Source organism: Polynucleobacter sp. UK-Mo-2m-Kol15 (genome assembly GCF_018881505.1).
Taxonomy (GTDB): Bacteria; Pseudomonadota; Gammaproteobacteria; order Burkholderiales; family Burkholderiaceae; genus Polynucleobacter.
Map to the genome: position 1 here is coordinate 161,235 of NZ_JACVQC010000001.1, position 19,037 is coordinate 180,271.

Here is a 19,037-nt window from a genome sequence, read left to right on the forward strand (position 1 = left end):
TGAAATGTCTTTAAGCTTGCTTTATCCGAAACACTTCAACGCCAACGGAGTGACAATCTGGATACACATCAGGCTTAGCAGTACTGACACGAGCAGCAATGACTTTTGGGTGCAATAGCATGGCTGAGACGATGTCATCACAAAAGGTTTCTTGCAAATGGATATGGCCCCGGGAAGACCGCATCTTAATGGTTTCACGCATAAAGTCATAGTCCACAACTTCCTCTAATAAGTCTTTAGAGGGAGTATTCATATTCAGCGGGACATAGAGATCTACATTGAGGATCACACGCTGCTCAGCCTTTTTCTCAAAGTCATGCACACCAATATTGATATAGATTTCATAGTCACGAAGAAATAAGCGGCGGCAATCAGCAAGTGCTGGATGAGAAAGAATGGCGTGCATAAATTGTATTAACTCTTTTTTAAATTTTTATTCAGCATTAAATACTTAATTGGTTTTAAACATCACATCACGTGATGATGGCAATAAATGTTGTCCGCCGTCGACATATAAAGTTGTACCAGTAATCGCATTCGAGCTGGCTAAAAATACAGCTGCTTTTGCAATGTCACTGGGTGTTGATGACTTCCCTAATGGTGTCATCTGATGCGCCTTCATGAAACCGGCTTCAGTTTGGTCGCCTGAAGTCAGCGTAATACCAGGGGCTAAACCAATCACCCGTAAGTGCGGTGCAAAATCTACTGCCAACACCTCAACCGAAGTGAGGAGTGCAGACTTAGACAATGTGTAAGACAAATAATCTGGATTGAGGTTAATTAATTTTTGATCGAGCAACTGAATCACCGCGGGGATAGATAAGTCACTATCGTCCGCATTCTTCTCCTGACACTTTTGATATTCAAACATTAACTGGGATAGCAAAATGGGTGCCGCTAAATTGACCTGCATATGATCTTGGAGAGCGGTGCTAGTGAATGGGGTCGCTGAGTTTGCTCGATCATACTCAAAGATCGAGGCGCTATTGATGAGACATTGCAAATTATTGAATTCAGCGATAACGGATGCAAACAAAGAGTGAATTTCTGCTTCGCTAGCAAGGTCAGCCTTAAATGCTATAGCCTTACGCCCCAGCTTCTGAATGTCGGCTACGGTGGTTTGAGCATCTGCCTCAGATCGGCCATAGTGAACCGCGATATCCCAGCCCTGATGTGCAAATTCCAAAGCAATTTCACGACCAAGACGCTTCGCAGCGCCGGTCACTAAAACCGCCTTATTTTGCCGAGGTGATGGATTTGAACTCAAGTTCACTTAAATTCTCTTAGACTAGCGAGCTATGGATATTACCTTGACCAGCCTTGAAACGTCTCATACCAAGCTTCTTAGCCAAAAAATAATGGTTGAAATCGCCTCTAAAGGCGGCTGGATACCCTTTTCAAGGTATATGGAAATGGCTCTTTATGAGCCTGGAATGGGTTATTACAGTGCTGGAGCCCATAAATTGGGTGCTGGAGGCGATTTCACGACTGCGCCCGAGCTCTCCCCCTTATTTGGCGCTGCCATTGTGGAAACGCTGCTACCGATCCTAGAGGGCATCCAGGCTCAAGGACTCCCCACCCAAATTCTGGAGTTTGGTGCAGGCAGCGGAAAGCTGGCCGAATCTATTCTCACGCGACTCCACGAGCTTGATTTCCACTTAAATCACTACGACATCATCGAGATCTCACCGGACCTGGCCCAAAGACAAGAGGCGCGGCTTGAAGATCTCTCGAGGGAGCTCAATCTATCCACTCAATGCCATTGGCTTAGTTCTTTACCCAATAACTTCAAGGGTATCATTTTGGCCAATGAAGTAATTGATGCCATTCCGTGCGACGCCATCATTTTTCAAAACGGCTTTTGGTATTGGCTAGGCGTTGCAGTATTAGATGGAAAGCTTGCTTGGTCAGTAGGTCAGCCTGTTGAGCAGTCGCTCCTCCCGGAGACTTTACGTTGTGGAAATTTTTCTGAAGGCTACGTTACCGAACTTCACGAACCAGCTAATGCTTGGATGCGCCAAGTGGCCAATCATCTGGATACTGGCCTCTTCCTCACTTTTGATTACGGATTTCCGGAGAATGAGTACTATCACGTGCAACGTCTTGAAGGAACCTTGATGGGACATCATCGTCATCATGCAATTCAAGATCCTTTTTATCTTCCAGGACTATGTGATCTCACAACGCATGTGAATTGGTCACAGATTGCTCGAAATGCATTGGCGGAACAGGTTGATGATGTCTATCTCAGCAATCAAGCAAGCTATCTACTTGATGCAGGGATTGGCGATATTGCATTAGAAATTGGCGACCCTAGCAATCCAGAAACTTTCCTACCAATTTCGAATTCTTTACAAAAACTCTTATCTGAAGCAGAGATGGGTGAGCTCTTTAAAGTATTCGCATTCTCTAAGAGGTTACATGAGGTACTGCCGGAGCATATCTTAGAGGACCTACCTGGACTTCGAGGCAGAAACCGACTTTGAATTAGATATTTAAACTTGTAGTAATTGCCAAGAGTCTTGCAGCATCTACTGCACTGCGAATGTTTTCACCATTAGACCGGTCTTCAGCAGGAATGCTTGCGATCACCCCTGCAGTGTTTAGTACTTGTGCATTTTGCATTGCCGAAGTTAGGATGCCAGCATTTAAGCCAATGCGTTTGGCCAAATCTAACAAGGCATATCCGCGTTCCGGCTTACGCCAAACATCTGCTCGATTAAACCAAGCCAATACATCGACAGGCTGATATGTGGCGCCTGGATTACAAAGCGCCCTCTCCAAGAGTAAATTGAGCTCGCTAAATATTTCACTGAAATCACGCACCTCATTTGGCATCTTGACGGACTCTGCCCATGAACGAATTTCACTGGCCGGCAAATGCATGAAGGTAACGGCACAGCGATCTTCCAGACGATTGCCTGCTGCATTTAGATAGGCAACAAGCTGCTCACGATATTCTTCTTTGGCTAAATTACTTACCAACCTCGACGGCAGCAGCACCCTAGCTGCGTCAGCATCTAACAAGACCTGAAACATTCGCATGGGCTTGCTGACAGTAAAACCTCTAGATAACTCTTGCCAGATTCTTTCAGCCGAGAGTGTCGATAATTCATTAGAGTGAACGATTGCCTTCAAAGCATGCATTGTTTCTGGCGCAACTATAAATTCCGGGAAGCGAGCAGCAAAACGTGCGATACGCAATAGACGGAGAGGATCTTCTGCAAAAGCATCAGATATATGGCGAAATATCCTAGCCGCCAAATCTTGTTGGCCATTGTAGGGATCCAAAATAGGTCCCACCCATTTGCCATCAGCATCCACCTCTTGTGCCATCGCATTAATCGTGAGATCGCGACGCCCTAAATCTTGCTCAAGCGTAACGGTCGGATCAGCATAAAACATAAAACCCTTATAGCCCTTACCTGTTTTACGCTCTGTACGCGCCAAGGCATATTCAGCTTGAGTCTCTGGATGCAAAAAGACTGGGAAATCTTTGCCCACTGGACGATATCCCTTGGATACCATTTCTTCTACGCTGGAGCCAACAACGACGTAATCAATATCGTGCACTGGTAAACCCATGAGGGTATCCCGAATAGCGCCGCCAACTGCATAGATTTTCATTGGCTTACTTCATGCCCTCTAGAGTACGACGGCTGACAAAAAAGACTTGAGTCAATGCATCAACGCCATTGAGCGGCAGAATATTAGGTAACTGCATGGAGGCAATATTATCGCGCGACATTAAGGTCGGAACCGGTAAAAATTCAAAAGCCAAAGCCTGAAGATAGCCTACAAAAGCAGGCACAGGAATAATGGCGCATTTTGCGTCTACCTTGCGTGCAGCTAATTCCACAATCTCTTTCATAGTGTAAACCGTTGGCCCCACCAAATCATAAGACTGATGAATAGTCGATGGCATTTTTAAGGCCTTGGTAAATGCAGTAGCTACATCATCTACACTCACCGGCTGAAATTGTGCCCCAGAGTTGGCCAAAGGCATTGCTGGGAATAACTTCGTTAGCTTGGCAAATAAATTAATGAATTGATCTTGGGCACCAAAAATTACTGAAGGCCTAAAAATAGTCCAGTCTAGATTGCTAGCTTTTACTGCGGCCTCGCCATCGCCCTTACTGCGCTGATACATCGATGGGCCATTAGGATCTGCACCTAATGCGCTCATGTGTAGATAGCGTTTGAGGCCATTCATTTGCATGGCAGTAATAATATTTTTAGGGAGCTCCACGTGGGCCGCTTTAAATACTTTGCCGTATGGCTCCCCAGGCTTGTCATGCAAGACGCCTACTAAATTAATGACTACGCCACCAGGCTTAATACGCGCACAAAGCGCTTGTAAGGAATCAAACTCATGCACATCAACATCTTCCAAATGTACTTTTGGCAGCATACGCAATTCACGTGCCGATGCTAAGTGTCTAGTGGGCAGTAAAACAGAATAGCCCTCTGCTTGTAATTGGGCAGCCAAGACTCTACCTACAAAACCGTTACCGCCAATTAGCAGAATGTCATATTTCATAAAACTCCAATGTAATTGAAATACTAGGGTAGCTCAGATGCGTTTGCAGTTTTAGGAGCAATTACACCCAAACGTTGTTTTAAAGATTGCGTCTGCCCATGCATCACCGATGAATAATACGTTGCATTTGCCAATACGTTTTTTACATAGGTTCGCGTCTCATTAAACGGAATTGTTTCTGCGAAGATCGCACCCTCAGTAGGACTAGTCAGCTTTGCTCGCCAATTTTTTGAGCGTGAAGGGCCCGCGTTATAAGCAGCAGAAGCCAATACCCATGAACCATCTAGGTCTACTAAAACCATGTTTAAGTAATTACTACCTAAAGTGAGGTTGGTATTGGTATCAGTAAGCTTGTCATTGGTATAGGAGGTCATACCAATTTTCTTAGCAACATACTTTGCAGTATTCGGCATCACCTGCATCAATCCTGAAGCGCCCACAGAGGAAGATGCATTCATGATGAAGCGGGATTCTTGACGAATCAAGCCGTAAGCCCAAGCCAAGTTCAAATCAATTTGCTTCGCAATCGGTGCTAGCTCATCACGATACGGTGTTGGATAACGCAAGCTAAAGTCATGCTCTTGCTTGGTACGATCTGCCGTATTCACCACGCGGTCATATAAGCCGATACGTTTGGCGTATTCGGCAGCAGCGAGTAGCTGCTTATCACTCATGTTGCGCAACTCCCAATTCCAATCACGATTGCCTTCAAAACGCAAATTCATGGCATAGAAACGCTCACCCCTGATAAAGCCTTTACGTTGAGATATAGCATCGACTTCTGCATCACTCACTTTAGTGCGAGCAGGTGCCTGATTAGTTTTACCCAAATCTTCACGCGCAAGCTGTCCGTAAAAGTTGTACTGATCTGCAACAAGCTCCAAGTTTTCGCGTGCTTTTTCATTTTGGCCATCTACCTTTAATGCACGCGCATACCAATAAGTCCAAGCGGGGTCTTTACTACGTACGGCAGGATTCATGCCTTCAATTGCATTTTTGACTAGCGCCCAATCCTTAGCACGCAAGCCCGCACGTACCTTCCACTCCTGCCCTTCTGTGGAGAGAAGTTCGTTATAGCCCAGCTCTTGTTGGAGACGATAGGCATCATCTGCATTAGGATCTAATTTCTTTGCGAGGAATTGACCAATCACACCCCAAGCAACGGCTTGATTCTCTTTGCTATAGCGAAATGCGTTTTGCGAAAAATCTCTAAATGCTTTCGCAGGATCTGCTTTGGCAGCTTTCACAATATCGGCAATGGGATCTTCACCACCCATGCGACGTGACATGGTGTCAAAACCCATCTCACTGGCAGCGCGGCCAATCGCCTTTGCCTCACTCGGTGTCATACCACCAGCACCAACTAAAGTAGGCACCAATTCTTGGCAAGCCTGACCAAAATAACGTGGGTCCAATAGTATTGCGCGCGCATCTATCGCCACTTTTGTTGGGTTCTCACCTTGAGCCAATTTTGACTGCAGTGAATAACATTTCACCTGAGTATCGTCATCCAAGATAAACTTGGGATATTCAGCATCAAAGCGCGACCAGTCTTTTCGCTTACCTAAAACGAGTAGCCAATCATTACGCATCCGATCGGCTAGAGCTGTACCTTGATATTGGCTTAGAAAAGTAGCTACCTGAGAATCTGCATTGCTATCGGCTCGCGCACTACCAGCGCTATCGAATAACTGCGGCTTGATACGAAAATAGGCTACGTAGTCTTCAAACGGGTAATTAGAGAGACTGGCAGCCAAGGTTTGTGCACGAGCCACGTCATTTCTTTTCGCCGCTTCACGCAACTCAATAAAAGTTCGATCACCTTCAGTAATTTCAAAGGCTGAAATTCTACTTTCCTTGGCGGGGATGGTTTTCTTGACCTTCTCTGCAAAAATGCTGGGGGCAGAAACTACTAGCGCTAGAAATAGAATTGCGCCCACCGTTTTTTGCCAGCCGCCCAAAAGATCAAACCTCTTTTCCACTGTCTTACCTTATCGATTTACTATATCTCTTAATTTTCGCCTGATAATGGTCGATATGCACGGCAATTCTCCAAAATCGCTTCGGCAAGACTTGCTAGCCCAAAGGAAACAGTTTGCGGCTAGCGCGAGCTATTGCGTCACTCAAGAAGCGATTTTCGCCAGCTTAGCTAGATTTTTGGCTGACCATGATGCTCAAGTTCAATCCATTGCCTTATATTGCCCTATACAAGATGAGCTCGACCTCCGAGCTCCCCTATTGACCTGGGCCCAGAGCAGGGGAGATAAAACACTAGCCCTCCCTTTTGCTCGCCCTGATAAACATTTGGATTTTTACAACTGGCAAGAGGGCGACCTACTAATCCCAAGCCGCCATGGCGTACTGGAACCTGATCCCAATAACCCCCGCAGACCTCAAGTAAGTCCAGACTGTATTTTGATTCCCTGCGTTGGCTGGTCATCATCCAAAGTGGGCAATAAGACGCACTATTGGCGGCTCGGGTATGGGGGCGGTTACTTTGACCGCACCTTGGCCCAGTTGCGTAAAGCCAAACCAAACCTACTATGCGTAGGTATTGGCTTTAATTGGCAAAAATTAGAGGATGCTCAATGGCAGGCTCAAACACATGACGAGCCATTGGATGCCATGCTGACTGACTCAGGCTTACTTATTTAGACTTAGATTGTCAGCAATCGCTAAAACAGCATCAGCCTGATTTAGTGAATAGAAATGTAGTCCAGGCGCACCAGCTGTTAATAGTTGATCGCAAAGATCAGTGACCACCTCTTCACCAAACGCACGAATCGAAGCAGTGTCATCACCATACGACTGCAAACGCAGACGAATCCAACGGGGGATTTCTGCGCCACAAGCATCTGAAAAACGCAGCAACTGAGTGCTATTGGTAATTGGCATGATCCCCGCAATGACTGGCTCAGTCACGCCCAAGTCATAGGCCTCATCAACAAAGCGGAAGTAGGCGTCACTGTTATAGAAATACTGGGTTACTGCTGAATTGGCTCCTGCCTTCATCTTCTGCACAAAGAAATCTACATCTGCTGCTGGGGACTTCGCCTGAGGATGACTTTCTGGATAGGCGGCTACATCAATATGAAACCAATCACCAGTTTCTGCACGAATAAATTCAACCAATTCGTTAGCATGGTGGAACTCACCATACTGGCCCATGCCAGATGGTAAGTCACCACGTAATGCAACAATACGTTTAACGCCTAAAACTTGGTATTGCTTCAACATCTCGCGCACGCTCTCACGTGAGCTACCAACACAGGATAAGTGGGGGGCAACAACAGCTCCTGCAGCATGTATATCACTTACGACTTTTAATGTACCGGATTGTGTAGAGCCGCCGGCGCCAAAAGTCACAGAATAAAAAGCGGGCTTGAGCGTTTCACTAAAACGCTCGCGCACGAGATGTAACTTATTCTCACCTTCAGGTGTTTTTGGAGGAAAGAATTCAACGCTTAATTCCATGATTTTGGGCCTGTATCTCTATTTCTCTATTGAACAATATCTGCAAAGAGCAGCTTAATAACGATAGTGGTCAGCCTTGTATGGGCCTTCCTTCGTTACACCAATATAAGAAGCTTGCTGATCTGACAATACAGTTAGCTGTGCATTTAAGGTCTTGAGCTGCAAACGGGCAACCTTCTCATCCAAATGCTTTGGCAAGGTATAAACACCTACTGGGTATTTATCTGTACCGACCGCATTCCACAATTCGATCTGCGCAATCACTTGGTTTGCAAATGAAGAGCTCATTACATAGGATGGGTGACCTGTACCGCAACCAAGGTTAACTAAGCGACCTTTGGCTAAGATGATGATGCGCTTCTCAGGGTTTCCATTAGTAGCTGGGAAAATCACATGATCTACTTGTGGCTTGATTTCTTCCCATTTGTATTTCTCGATGCCCGCAACGTCAATCTCATTATCGAAGTGGCCGATGTTACAAACAATTGCTTGGTTCTTCATTTTTACCATGTGGTCATGTGTAATGACATGGTAGTTACCTGTTGCTGAAACAAAAATGTCTGCCTTATCTGCAGCGTAGTCCATTGTGACGACACGGTAACCTTCCATCGCAGCTTGCAATGCACAGATTGGATCTACTTCAGTTACCCAAACCTGAGCTGATAAAGCTCGCAAAGCTTGAGCCGAGCCCTTACCTACATCGCCGTAACCACAGACCACGGCAACCTTACCAGCAACCATCACATCAGTAGCGCGCTTGATCGCATCAACTAAAGATTCACGGCAACCATAGAGGTTGTCGAACTTGCTTTTCGTAACAGAGTCGTTCACGTTAATAGCTGGAAACTTCAAGTCACCTTTAGCAAACATTTGATACAGACGATGTACACCAGTAGTAGTTTCTTCGGTAACACCTTTAACTTTTTCTAAGCGTGTGGAATACCAAGTGGGATCTTGTACCAATTTCTTTTTAATGGCCGAAAACAAAATGGTTTCTTCTTCACTAGTTGGGTGATTCAAGCAAGCTTGATCTTTTTCAGCACGTGCACCGAGGTGTAACAGCAAAGTTGCATCACCACCGTCATCCAAAATCATATTGGTGAAGCCGCCATCTGCCCACTCAAAAATACGGTGGGTGTAATCCCAGTATTGCTCAAGGGTCTCGCCTTTGATGGCAAACACAGGAGTGCCATTAGCAGCAATCGCTGCAGCGGCGTGATCTTGTGTAGAAAAAATATTGCAAGAGGCCCACTGTACTTCAGCGCCGAGCGCTTCTAGCGTCTCGATCAATACTGCGGTTTGAATGGTCATATGCAATGAACCAGTAATACGTGCGCCACGCAATGGCTGCTGTGCTGCAAACTCATCGCGAATCGCAATGAGACCTGGCATTTCAGTTTCGGCAATAGCGATTTCTTTGCGACCAAAGTCAGCCAAAGAAATATCGGCAATAGCGCAACGAGTTGCTACAAAGTTGTTTAAATCGGAAACGGTATTCATCAATGCTCCAGCTAAATACGATCCAATGCTGGAGTAGAAACTCGCTAGCCATTGAATCATGGGTTAGCGAGCGCAGTTGCAATTAGCAAACTCTGGGGTTACCTAGGAGTCCACTCCCTTCAAGCCTGGGGAAACACTGGTTCTCAGTATTCCTTGCAACGCTCCTTGAAGGTATGGCGAAATTGTAATCAATTTCGCCATATTTCGCCTCAATACGAAACATACTGCAAATTTACGGCCTGGAAAGCAGATTACAAGCCAGCTGCTGCTCGTAATGCAGGTGCCTTATCGCACTGCTCCCAAGTAAATTCTGGCTCTTCACGACCAAAGTGACCATAAGCGGCAGTCTTACGATAAATTGGACGTGAGAGATTCAGAGATTTAATAATGCCCTTCGGACGTAGATCAAAATGCTCCGAAACCAATTGAGATATCTTTTCATCCGAGATCTTGCCAGTGCCGTAAGTGCTCACCATGACAGATGTTGGCTTAGCAACGCCAATTGCATAAGAAACCTGCACTAGGCACTTGGTGGCTAGGCCTGCAGCGACTACGTTTTTAGCCACATAGCGAGCCGCATAAGCGGCAGAGCGATCAACCTTGGATGGATCCTTGCCAGAGAATGCACCGCCGCCGTGAGGGGCTGAACCACCATAGGTATCAACAACAATCTTGCGCCCCGTGAGACCGCAATCGCCTTGTGGGCCGCCGATCACAAATCGACCCGTTGGATTTACTAAGTAGTTGATTGCACCCTTAATCAAGTGCTTTGGCAATACTGGCTTGATGATTTCTTCAATGACTGCTTCACGCAACTTCTCGAGAGAAATATCTTCATTATGTTGGGTAGAGAGAACAACTGTGTCGATTGAGTCGGGCTTACCATCCACGTAGCGCAAGGTCACTTGAGACTTTGCATCTGGACGCAACCAGTTCAAACGGCCATCACGACGCAACTGAGATTGACGCTCCACTAAACGGTGGGATAAATGAATTGGCAAAGGCATCAGCTCTGCAGTTTCGTCACAGGCATAACCAAACATGAGACCCTGATCTCCAGCGCCTAATTCCAGCTCGTCATCATGGGCGTTATTAACCCCTTGAGCAATATCTGGGCTCTGCTTGTCATATGCAACCAGTACTGCACAACCCTTGTAATCAATACCGTAATCGGTATTGTCGTAACCAATCTCACGCAAAGTATTGCGAGCTACTTGGATGTAATCTACGTTCGCATGAGTAGAGATCTCACCAGCCAAAACTACTAAGCCGGTATTACATAATGTTTCAGCACCAACTCGTGCAGTCGGGTCTTGTGCCAAAATGGCATCAAGGACCGCATCGGAGATTTGATCTGAGACTTTGTCGGGGTGACCTTCAGAAACTGATTCTGAGGTAAAGAAGTAATCATTTGCCATTGCATATTCCTTTAAAAAATTAACACGATCTTTTGGACAACTCGACGTGCCAGGAACTTCAACGGCGACGCTTTAGCAGAATTTATGAATCGCCCTGCAAGTTGCCTTAACTCAGCGATGATGCAATTCTATATGAAAAACGCCATATCTATCAAGCAACATCAGAAATTTGGCCCTAGGGCTAGCATTGAATATCATTAGAGGGTGCGCAAAATCTTCCTAAAGCTAACTCTTGCTGTAATAGCAGCCTTGCCCTTATTCCTAGTGCAGGTAATTGGCGCAGCTTTAGGGATACTGGCTTATGCGGGGTCCAAGCAATACCGATCACTTTTTCGCCCTCAATATGAGGCGGTTGTAAAAAGTCATCATTTACCTCTACAAATCTGGACTGCCGCAGCAGCCTCAGGCCAGCTGTTTTCAGACAGCCTGTGGATTTGGCGAAACCCAGCTAAAGCCCTAGAGCTGGTTGAAGTACAAAATTGGGATTTAGTAGAGGCGGCCATTAAAGAGGGTCATGGCTTGGTGATGCTCACGCCACACCTAGGCGGCTTTGAGATTATTCCGCGCGTATTAGCTCAGCACTTCCCTGCCACCATCCTCTATCGCCCATCCCGCCAAGAATGGCTCAACGAAGTAGTGGAGGAAGGTCGCGCCTATCCCAATATGCATTTTGTGCCCACCAACTTGAATGGCGTTCGTCAAATGACGAGGGCACTTACACGCGGTGAAGCGATTGGCATTCTTCCAGATCAAGTCCCTAGCGGCGGTGAAGGTGTTTGGGTACCCTTCTTTGGGCGCCTCGCTTATACAACCCCACTTCCTGCACGCCTAGCGAATCGTAATAACACGCCTGTTGTGATGTTTACTGCCAAACGTAAAGGTCTGGGCAAAGGCTGGCTTATGCAGGCCAATAGGCTAGAACCGCTGTCTGAAGATTCCACTCTTGCAGCCGCTGAACTCAATATTGCTATTGAGAATGCAATTCTCGTTGCACCTAACCAATTTATTTGGGCCTATAACCGCTACAAACATCCGAGCGGAGCTGAATTACCACCAAGCAATTAGTTAATAAATTTATAATTTATTCAACATGATCTGGTTACACAACCTCTTCAATTTTCTAGCGCTGAGCCTACTGCGTCTTTTTGCATTTTTGCCATATACACTCACTATTTATATAGGCTATGGTCTCGGTTGGTTGGCGGCACACATACCCAATGAGCGTGCAAAGGTTGTTAAAACTAACTTGCGTCTATGCTTCCCCAATCTAAGCGAAAAAGAAATTAATACGCTTGCGCTAGAGCACTGGAAATTATTCGGACGCAGCGTCATTGAAAGAAGTCGTATTTGGCTTGGCAGTGGAAAACAGATCACCGACATTGTCACTATCAACTCTGCAATTACGCTTGGTGATCGCAAGCCGCGCCTCTTAATCAACCCTCACTTTGTAGGGCTTGAGGGCGGCTTCATGGCACTCTCTGTTTTAGCAAGCAAGCATAACTGGCCACGCGGTGCTGGCCTTTATCAAAATATGAAGAATCCCTTCTTCAATCAAAAAATGATTGAATGGAGAAATCGTTTTGGGGGGAAATCCATTGAGAGACAAAGTCGCTTACGTGATTTAATTCGAGAAATTCAAACGGGGAACTTTATTTTTATTGCCCCTGATATTGATCTCGGCCCACGGGACTCTGTTTTTGTTCCCTTCTTTGGCATTCAGACGAATACGATCACCTCAGTCTCTCGCTTAGCTAGGCTTAGCGGTGCAGAAGTCTGCCTCATGACCACGACCCTAAACCCTGAGCGCAAAGCCTATATCTGCAATATCAGCGAGCCAATTCCCAATTTCCCAACGGATGATGTTGAAGCGGATACTGCACGCTTAAACAAATATATTGAAGACCTTGTTCGAGAAAGGCCGGCAGAGTACTATTGGGTTCACAAACGCTTTAAGCATCGTCCACCTGGCGAGCCAAGTCTTTACAACTAATTGGAATTATTTTGGGCACAAAATTAAATAAGCCTGGACGCACACTGCGCTTCACCAAAATGCATGGTGCTGGCAATGATTTTATTGTGCTTAACGGTCTTGATCAAGACCTTAGCAATATCACTCGTGAGCAATGGCAAAAACTAGCTCATCGTCAGTTTGGCATTGGTGCCGATCAAATACTGCTGATTGAAAAAGCCACTCGCCCCGATGCTGACTTCCGTTATCGCATTTTCAATGCGGATGGTGGTGAAGTGGAGCAGTGCGGCAATGGATCGCGTTGTTTTGTCCGCTTTGTTCTTGATCAAGGCCTATCCACAAAGAATCCATTGCGTGTTGAAGTGGCGCATACTATTCTCACCCTCAGCTCACGTGATGATGGCCTGGTGGAAGTGAATATGGGCGCACCCATTTTTGATCACAGCAAAATTCCCTTTAATGCTAGAGGCCTAGCTACTAAACAAGAATTTCATGAAATGCTCTATGCGCTGCCAATTGCTACGCCCGCCGCCCACGATAGCTGGATTAGCGTCTTGTCAATGGGCAATCCCCATGCGGTACAAGTAGTAGGCGATGTTGATAGCGCACCCGTACTCGAAGAGGGTTCATCAATTGAAAAAGATGCTGCATTTCCAAAAAAAGTGAATGCGGGTTATATGCAAATTCTTAATCGCAAGGAAATTAAGTTGCGCGTCTACGAACGAGGCGCTGGTGAGACGCTTGCTTGCGGCACCGGTGCTTGTGCTGCGGTGGTTTCAGGCATTCGTCGCGGACTACTCGACTCGCCAGTCACAGTGCACACCCGTGGTGGAGATTTACAAATTTCCTGGGGCGGCATAGTCAATGAAATTACACAGGCCGTCATCATGACAGGCCCAGCAATCACTGTGTTCGAAGGCGAAACAAAGATCTAAGTGGCGCAGCGGCTGTACTACCGCAGCCGCCAATTTGTTTAAATGCCATACTTCTCGCGATAAGTCTTTACTGCTGGAAGGTGGTTTGTTAACTCAGCACTACTGGAGGCTGATAAGAAAGCCATCAGATCAGCTAGACTGGCAATAGCTACCACTGGCAAGCCAAATTCTTGCTCTACTGCTTGCACTGCTGACTTGTCGCCAATTTCAGTCGCTGTACCTGATTTTTCCATGCGATCCAAGGCGATTAATACTGCCACTGGCTCCGCACCTGCATCCCGAATCAACTTCACAGACTCCCTCACAGAAGTCCCAGCAGAAATGACATCATCAATAATGACCACCTTACCCCTCACTGGAGCGCCCACCAGTGAACCACCCTCTCCATGATCTTTGGCTTCTTTACGATTGTAGGCATAAGGCACATTTCGTCCAGTATCAGCTAAAGCAATAGCAGTGGCGGCTGCCAATGTAATACCTTTATAGGCGGGCCCATACAGCATGTCGAACCGCAGACCAGACTCTTGCAAAGCATTAGCGTAATAGTGGCCCAGCGCCCTTAAACGAATGCCATCGTTAAAATCACCCGCATTAAAGAAATAAGGAGAAAGGCGTCCGGCTTTAGTTTTAAACTCCCCAAACGACAAAACATTTGCCTCAAGGGCAAATTGAATAAAGTTATCTTGATTAGAATTTTTTGAGCTCATAGGCCTATATGTTACGCATCATTTCTGCCAACCTCAACGGTATCCGCTCGGCGGTCAAAAAAGGCTTTCTACCTTGGGCCCTAAAACAAAAAGCAGACTTTATCTGTATGCAGGAGCTCAAGGCTCAGCAGGACGATCTAGAGGATGCCATACTCAATCCAGATGGCCTACACGGCTTCTTTCATCATGCCGAGAAGAAGGGCTATAGCGGTTGTGGCATCTATACCCCTCATAAACCCGATGAAGTGCTCTATGGCTATGGCAACGAAGAGTTTGATGCTGAGGGGCGTTATGTCGAAGCCCGATTTAAAAAACTATCCGTAATCTCGGTATATATGCCCTCAGGCTCAAGCTCACCAGAAAGACAGGAGGCCAAATATCGTTATCTCGACTCCTTCTTGCCACACCTAGTTAAACTTAAAAAATCAGGACGAGAGATTGTGCTGTGTGGCGACGTCAATATTGCCCACAATGAGATTGATCTCAAGAACTGGAAAGGCAATCTTAAGAACTCGGGGTTTTTACCTGAAGAGCGAGCATGGCTGACAAACCTTTTTACAAAAGTTGGTTATGTCGATGTCTACAGGAGATTAGAGCCAGATACTACTGATGCCTGCTACACCTGGTGGAGCAATCGCGGCCAAGCTTATGCAAAGAATGTGGGCTGGCGGATCGACTATCACATCACCACACCAGGCATTGCAGCTAGCGCTAAAAATACTGTTGTGTATAAAGATGAGCGCTTCTCCGATCATGCGCCTCTCACGATAGATTACGACTGGTCTATTTAGCGACTTGTAAGTCGTGTTTTTTAAATTCAACTACTTTAAAGTGAATGGTGAGCCAAATCAAAATCAAGACTGGCGCACCAATAACAGCAGTGCTGATAAAAAAGCTTGAGTAGCCAAACGCATTTACAAAGACGCCTGAAAATCCAGCGAGCCACTTTGGCAATAGAAGCATCATCGAGCTAAACAATGCGTACTGCGTTGCTGAGTACTGAATATTTGTCAGTGCTGATAAAAATGCAATGAACGCTGCTGTAGCAATTCCGGAACTTAGATTGTCAGCAGAAATTACCCAGATTAAGCCATGCAGATCATGGCCCTGGGTGGCAAGCCAAGCAAATAATAAATTGCTGACAGCTGACAAAATCGCACCCAGAAATAGAATGCGCATTACTCCAAATCGCAGGGTGAGTACACCGCCAACGAAGGCACCAACCAATGTCATCACCACGCCAAATACCTTACTTACAGCTGCAACCTCATCTTTGGTGTAACCCATATCTACATAAAACGGGTTGGCCATAATACCCATGACCACATCGCTAATACGATAGATGGCAATTAAAGACAAAATCAAAATAGCGTGCCATCCATAGCGCTGAATAAAATCTGAAAATGGCTCAATCAAAGTTTGATGTAGCCATGCTTTTGCATTACGAGCTTTAGCAAGCTCAATGCGAATGGGCTCTTTACTAAACAAGGTAGTGACTACACCCACACCGATAGAGAGCGCCATACAAAGATAGGCAAATTGCCAGGCGGCTGGGTCGTAGCCAGCAACACCAGATTCAGCGCGGGCAGCCAACCAGAGAACACCAGCACCAGACCAAATTAAGGCTAGTCGATAACCAGTTTGATATGTAGCTGCTAGAGCCGCTTGATGATCACTATCTGCAGACTCAATTCGAAAAGCATCCAATGCAATATCTTGAGTGGCAGATCCAAAAGCAACGAGCAGAGCACACCACACAATTGGTGTGAGCTGCACTTTTGGATCAATGCTAGCCATGCCAACTAGGCCGAGAATGATTAACAGCTGCGCAAAAATCAGCCAGCTACGCCTTCTGCCAAATAGTTTAGACAATAAGGGAATAGACACTCTATCTACCAAAGGGGCCCACACCCACTTAAATGCGTAGATTAGACCAACCCAAGTGAGATAACCGATAGTGCTGCGATCAATTCCAGCCTCTCTTAGCCAAAAGCTCAGCGTCCCTAAAATGAGTAATAACGGTAGTCCTGCAGAGAAGCCCAAAAAAAGCATTCTGAGGCAAGGCCATTCGAGATATATCCGAAAATCTTTCAGCCAGGACTGCATGCTACTAAGCACGTCGAACGCGGAACAGCGCTAGGCTTCCAAAAAGATTGGGCATCAAGGTGACTTGCCGCCCCTCATGCAAGATGCATTGATCCAGAATCTTTAGCCCCAAGCTCGAAGCTAACTTTTCAAAGTCAGTTACCGTTAGAACGCGCACATTGGGGGTGTTGTACCACTGGTATGGCAAACTTTTAGAAACAGGCATACGACCAAAACTAACTGATAATCGGTGCGACCAGTGGCCAAAATTGGGGAAGGAGACAATCGACTCCATGCCAACTCGAACCACTTCACGCAAAATCTTTTCAGTTTCGTGAATTGTTTGCAGTGTTTGAGAAAGTACTACTGTATCAAAACTATTGTTCTCAAAAAGTGCTAGGCCCCCTTCAAGATTTTGCTGAATGACGTTCAAACCTTTTTGCACACAAGAAAGTACGCGCGCATCATCAATCTCTACACCATAAGCATGTACCGGTTTTTGCTTTTGCAGGAAATCCAAGAAGCTACCATCACCACAACCGAGATCCAGCACTTCACTATTAGGTGCAATCCAACTCGCTATTGCTGCAAAGTCTGCGCGCTTCATGATTTGGCCTTTAACATTTGCTCAAAATAAGCACGAATCAGATTGTGATAACGCGAGTCATCTAGTAGAAAGGCATCATGGCCATGAGGCGCATCGATTTCTGCATAGCTAACCTCACTCTTGTTGCTGAGTAAAGACTCTACAATCTCACGGCTTCGATTAGGCGGAAAACGCCAGTCCGTAGAGAAGCTCACGACTAAGAACTTGGCTTGCACTTCGGCGAGGGCGCGATTCAAGCTACCCTCATAACGACGAGAAGGATCGAAATAATCTAGTGCCCTAGTAATAAGCAAATAGGTATTCGCATCAAAGTAAGTAGAGAACTTATCGCCTTGATGGCGCAAGTAACTTTCAACCTCAAATTCAACATCAAAGCTAAAGCGATAGTCTTGAGATTCGCCATGAGGCCTTTGCAACTCGCGCCCAAACTTTTCTGCCATATCATCATCAGACAGATAGGTAATATGGCCGACCATGCGTGCAAGTTTAAGACCGCGCTTTGGCACGACACCGTACTCATAGTAATTACCACCATGAAAATCTGGATCAGACAAAATAGCATTACGCGCCACTTCATTAAAAGCAATGTTCTGTGCGCTGAGTTTTGGTGTTGAGGCAATTACTAAGCAGTGAGCAAGACGTTTTGGAAACTGAATTGACCAGGCTAATGCCTGCATACCACCCAGGCTACCACCCATGACCGCAGCAAAGCGGCGAATACCCAACTTATCAGCCAAGCGTGCCTGAGTATTCACCCAATCCTCGACCGTAATTACCGGAAAGTCTGCGCCGTAGGGCTTGCTAGTAGCTGGATTGATACTCATTGGACCCGTTGATCCAAAACAAGAGCCTAGGTTATTAACACCAATCACAAAGAAGTGATTGGTATCAACCGGCTTGCCCGGACCAATCATGTTGTCCCACCAGCCAATATCACTTGCATCATCTGGATTGGGTCCGGCTACATGGTGTGATGCATTCAATGCATGACAAACAAGTACCGCATTACTTTTATCAGCATTGAGTTTGCCGTAAGTTTCAATAACTAAATCGTAGCCCGATAAGATGGCGCCACTTTGCAAAGGCAAGGGCTCGGCAAAGTGGATAGTGTTTCTAGAGAGGTGTAGCTCGCTCATTCGGAGAGAAGAATGCGAAGACTGATATCAGATGCTTCGGTTGGAAGCTTCTTAAAGCCACTTCGGGCAAAACGATGCCAGCGACCTAAAACATAACTCATTAACATCGCCGCACGAATACCCACTTCATCTTGTGACACACTTGCCCATGTACCACCCTGAGTTTGAGCAATACGCAGCGCCTGTTTAAGGGATGCTTCCACGCGATCAAGCACTTGGGTAATCCGCTGCTGCAAACGATCATCCTCTTGTAATAAAGCATCGCCCAAAAGAACGCGGGTCATTCCGGGATTTTTTTCTGCAAAGAATAGAAGCATTTGTAAAATTCCACGCGCTTGGGCTAGGCCAGATTCTTCTTTTTGGTTGATCTGATTAATCAAACCAAAAACAGTTTGCTCAATAAAGGAGATCAAGCCCTCAAACATCTGAGCCTTGCTGGCGAAATGTCGATAGAGCGCCGCTTCTGAAACTTCAATTTTTGCCGCTAAGGCCGCAGTAGTAACACGCTCACCTTTAGGGTTTTGCAACATCTCAGCCAAGACCTGCAAGATCTGTAGACGACGCTCGCCAGGTCGGGGGCGCTTACGCGTCTTTCCCTCTTCAGCAACTATCGCTTCGATCTCTGATGCAGTAGGGTCTAAGGAATCACGCATGGTTATATCTCTT

At 46.1% G+C, this 19,037-nt stretch carries 19 protein-coding genes and 1 riboswitch; of the genes, 6 read left to right on the plus strand and 13 right to left on the minus strand.

What is annotated here, in order from left to right; genetic code table 11:
* Nucleotides 1–10: 10 nt before the first annotated feature.
* Nucleotides 11–406, minus strand: coding sequence for a dihydroneopterin aldolase (locus tag ICN43_RS00850; RefSeq protein WP_216196794.1), 396 nt, complete (start codon nt 404–406; stop codon nt 11–13).
* Between the two features lie 45 nt (nt 407–451).
* Nucleotides 452–1,273 (minus strand): SDR family oxidoreductase, encoded by an 822-nt coding sequence (locus ICN43_RS00855; protein WP_370623137.1) that lies wholly within the window; start codon nt 1,271–1,273, stop codon nt 452–454.
* Between the two features lie 25 nt (nt 1,274–1,298).
* Here ICN43_RS00855 and ICN43_RS00860 point away from each other — a divergent pair, with 25 nt between their 5' ends.
* Nucleotides 1,299–2,486, plus strand: a complete 1,188-nt coding sequence (locus tag ICN43_RS00860) for a class I SAM-dependent methyltransferase (protein WP_216196795.1) — start codon at nt 1,299–1,301, stop codon at nt 2,484–2,486.
* A gap of 1 nt (nt 2,487) precedes the next feature.
* Here the strand turns inward: ICN43_RS00860 and ICN43_RS00865 are convergent, their stop codons facing one another.
* The 3 genes from ICN43_RS00865 to ICN43_RS00875 are packed head-to-tail and all read right to left on the minus strand — an operon-like array spanning nt 2,488 to nt 6,480.
* A complete protein-coding gene (locus tag ICN43_RS00865; protein ID WP_216196796.1) occupies nt 2,488–3,627 on the minus strand; it encodes a polynucleotide adenylyltransferase in 1,140 nt (379 codons plus the stop codon).
* A gap of 4 nt (nt 3,628–3,631) precedes the next feature.
* Nucleotides 3,632–4,540 carry a complex I NDUFA9 subunit family protein gene (locus ICN43_RS00870; protein WP_216196797.1) on the minus strand — a complete coding sequence of 303 codons (909 nt, stop codon included), beginning with the start codon at nt 4,538–4,540 and terminating at the stop codon, nt 3,632–3,634.
* Between the two features lie 23 nt (nt 4,541–4,563).
* Entirely contained in the window at nt 4,564–6,480 is a 1,917-nt protein-coding gene (locus ICN43_RS00875) for a transglycosylase SLT domain-containing protein (RefSeq protein ID WP_370623188.1), read from the minus strand.
* A gap of 97 nt (nt 6,481–6,577) precedes the next feature.
* Here ICN43_RS00875 and ICN43_RS00880 point away from each other — a divergent pair, with 97 nt between their 5' ends.
* Complete coding sequence (locus tag ICN43_RS00880; protein WP_255533372.1) at nt 6,578–7,195, plus strand: 5-formyltetrahydrofolate cyclo-ligase; 618 nt, start codon at nt 6,578–6,580, stop codon at nt 7,193–7,195.
* Here the strand turns inward: ICN43_RS00880 and metF are convergent.
* From metF to metK, 3 genes are all read right to left on the minus strand, one after another.
* Complete coding sequence (metF, locus tag ICN43_RS00885) at nt 7,184–8,014, minus strand: methylenetetrahydrofolate reductase [NAD(P)H] (protein ID WP_216196799.1); 831 nt, start codon at nt 8,012–8,014, stop codon at nt 7,184–7,186. The genes ICN43_RS00880 and metF overlap by 12 nt on opposite strands.
* 54 nt (nt 8,015–8,068) lie before the next feature.
* Entirely contained in the window at nt 8,069–9,514 is a 1,446-nt protein-coding gene (gene ahcY, locus ICN43_RS00890; protein WP_216196800.1) for an adenosylhomocysteinase, read from the minus strand.
* A 61-nt stretch (nt 9,515–9,575) separates the two neighbouring features.
* Nucleotides 9,576–9,687, minus strand: a riboswitch (S-adenosyl-L-homocysteine riboswitch).
* 78 nt (nt 9,688–9,765) lie between these two features.
* On the minus strand, nt 9,766–10,932 hold the full coding sequence (metK, locus tag ICN43_RS00895) for a methionine adenosyltransferase (RefSeq protein ID WP_216196801.1): 1,167 nt from the start codon (nt 10,930–10,932) through the stop codon (nt 9,766–9,768).
* A 204-nt stretch (nt 10,933–11,136) separates the two neighbouring features.
* Here metK and ICN43_RS00900 point away from each other — a divergent pair, with 204 nt between their 5' ends.
* Genes ICN43_RS00900 through dapF form a run of 3 tightly spaced genes read left to right on the plus strand, consistent with a single transcriptional unit; the run spans nt 11,137 to nt 13,836 of the window.
* A complete protein-coding gene (locus ICN43_RS00900; RefSeq protein ID WP_216196802.1) occupies nt 11,137–11,997 on the plus strand; it encodes a lysophospholipid acyltransferase family protein in 861 nt (286 codons plus the stop codon).
* 25 nt (nt 11,998–12,022) lie between these two features.
* Nucleotides 12,023–12,922, plus strand: coding sequence for a lipid A biosynthesis acyltransferase (locus ICN43_RS00905; protein WP_216196803.1), 900 nt, complete (start codon nt 12,023–12,025; stop codon nt 12,920–12,922).
* 59 nt (nt 12,923–12,981) lie between these two features.
* The gene (gene dapF / locus ICN43_RS00910; protein WP_216199796.1) at nt 12,982–13,836 is read left to right on the plus strand and encodes a diaminopimelate epimerase; all 855 of its coding nucleotides are present in this window, start codon (nt 12,982–12,984) and stop codon (nt 13,834–13,836) included.
* Nucleotides 13,837–13,874: 38 nt separating this feature from the next.
* On the opposite strand, the gene pyrE is transcribed toward dapF, so the two are convergent.
* Nucleotides 13,875–14,543, minus strand: a complete 669-nt coding sequence (pyrE, locus tag ICN43_RS00915) for an orotate phosphoribosyltransferase (RefSeq protein WP_216196804.1) — start codon at nt 14,541–14,543, stop codon at nt 13,875–13,877.
* An 8-nt stretch (nt 14,544–14,551) separates the two neighbouring features.
* Between pyrE and ICN43_RS00920 the strand changes: the two genes are divergently transcribed.
* The gene (locus tag ICN43_RS00920; RefSeq protein WP_216196805.1) at nt 14,552–15,334 is read left to right on the plus strand and encodes an exodeoxyribonuclease III; all 783 of its coding nucleotides are present in this window, start codon (nt 14,552–14,554) and stop codon (nt 15,332–15,334) included.
* Here ICN43_RS00920 and ICN43_RS00925 read toward each other — a convergent pair.
* Genes ICN43_RS00925 through slmA form a run of 4 tightly spaced genes read right to left on the minus strand, consistent with a single transcriptional unit; the run spans nt 15,327 to nt 19,024 of the window.
* Nucleotides 15,327–16,649: an MFS transporter gene (locus ICN43_RS00925; RefSeq protein WP_216196806.1), complete on the minus strand. Its 1,323-nt coding sequence runs from the start codon at nt 16,647–16,649 to the stop codon at nt 15,327–15,329. The two genes, ICN43_RS00920 and ICN43_RS00925, sit on opposite strands and share 8 nt — an antisense overlap.
* A 4-nt stretch (nt 16,650–16,653) precedes the next feature.
* The gene (gene metW, locus ICN43_RS00930; protein ID WP_216196807.1) at nt 16,654–17,235 is read right to left on the minus strand and encodes a methionine biosynthesis protein MetW; all 582 of its coding nucleotides are present in this window, start codon (nt 17,233–17,235) and stop codon (nt 16,654–16,656) included.
* Nucleotides 17,232–18,371: a homoserine O-acetyltransferase gene (locus tag ICN43_RS00935; RefSeq protein ID WP_216196808.1), complete on the minus strand. Its 1,140-nt coding sequence runs from the start codon at nt 18,369–18,371 to the stop codon at nt 17,232–17,234. Before ICN43_RS00935 ends, metW begins: the two co-directional genes overlap by 4 nt.
* Nucleotides 18,368–19,024, minus strand: coding sequence for a nucleoid occlusion factor SlmA (slmA, locus tag ICN43_RS00940; protein ID WP_216196809.1), 657 nt, complete (start codon nt 19,022–19,024; stop codon nt 18,368–18,370). Before slmA ends, ICN43_RS00935 begins: the two co-directional genes overlap by 4 nt.
* Nucleotides 19,025–19,037 lie beyond the last annotated feature (13 nt).

What these genes read in the sequence shown, in the direction of transcription:
- ICN43_RS00860 (WP_216196795.1), top strand. Translation starts at nt 1,299, where the DNA reads ATGGATATTACCTTGACCAGCCTTGAAACGTCTCATACCAAGCTTCTT.
- ICN43_RS00870 (WP_216196797.1), bottom strand. Translation starts at nt 4,540, where the DNA reads ATGAAATATGACATTCTGCTAATTGGCGGTAACGGTTTTGTAGGTAGA.
- ICN43_RS00935 (WP_216196808.1), bottom strand. Translation starts at nt 18,371, where the DNA reads ATGAGCGAGCTACACCTCTCTAGAAACACTATCCACTTTGCCGAGCCC.
- slmA (WP_216196809.1), bottom strand. Translation starts at nt 19,024, where the DNA reads ATGCGTGATTCCTTAGACCCTACTGCATCAGAGATCGAAGCGATAGTT.
- ICN43_RS00880 (WP_255533372.1), top strand. Translation starts at nt 6,578, where the DNA reads ATGCACGGCAATTCTCCAAAATCGCTTCGGCAAGACTTGCTAGCCCAA.
- ICN43_RS00925 (WP_216196806.1), bottom strand. Translation starts at nt 16,649, where the DNA reads ATGCAGTCCTGGCTGAAAGATTTTCGGATATATCTCGAATGGCCTTGC.
- ICN43_RS00920 (WP_216196805.1), top strand. Translation starts at nt 14,552, where the DNA reads ATGTTACGCATCATTTCTGCCAACCTCAACGGTATCCGCTCGGCGGTC.
- ahcY (WP_216196800.1), bottom strand. Translation starts at nt 9,514, where the DNA reads ATGAATACCGTTTCCGATTTAAACAACTTTGTAGCAACTCGTTGCGCT.
- metW (WP_216196807.1), bottom strand. Translation starts at nt 17,235, where the DNA reads ATGAAGCGCGCAGACTTTGCAGCAATAGCGAGTTGGATTGCACCTAAT.
- metK (WP_216196801.1), bottom strand. Translation starts at nt 10,932, where the DNA reads ATGGCAAATGATTACTTCTTTACCTCAGAATCAGTTTCTGAAGGTCAC.
- ICN43_RS00865 (WP_216196796.1), bottom strand. Translation starts at nt 3,627, where the DNA reads ATGAAAATCTATGCAGTTGGCGGCGCTATTCGGGATACCCTCATGGGT.
- ICN43_RS00905 (WP_216196803.1), top strand. Translation starts at nt 12,023, where the DNA reads ATGATCTGGTTACACAACCTCTTCAATTTTCTAGCGCTGAGCCTACTG.
- ICN43_RS00850 (WP_216196794.1), bottom strand. Translation starts at nt 406, where the DNA reads ATGCACGCCATTCTTTCTCATCCAGCACTTGCTGATTGCCGCCGCTTA.
- dapF (WP_216199796.1), top strand. Translation starts at nt 12,982, where the DNA reads ATGCATGGTGCTGGCAATGATTTTATTGTGCTTAACGGTCTTGATCAA.
- metF (WP_216196799.1), bottom strand. Translation starts at nt 8,014, where the DNA reads ATGGAATTAAGCGTTGAATTCTTTCCTCCAAAAACACCTGAAGGTGAG.
- pyrE (WP_216196804.1), bottom strand. Translation starts at nt 14,543, where the DNA reads ATGAGCTCAAAAAATTCTAATCAAGATAACTTTATTCAATTTGCCCTT.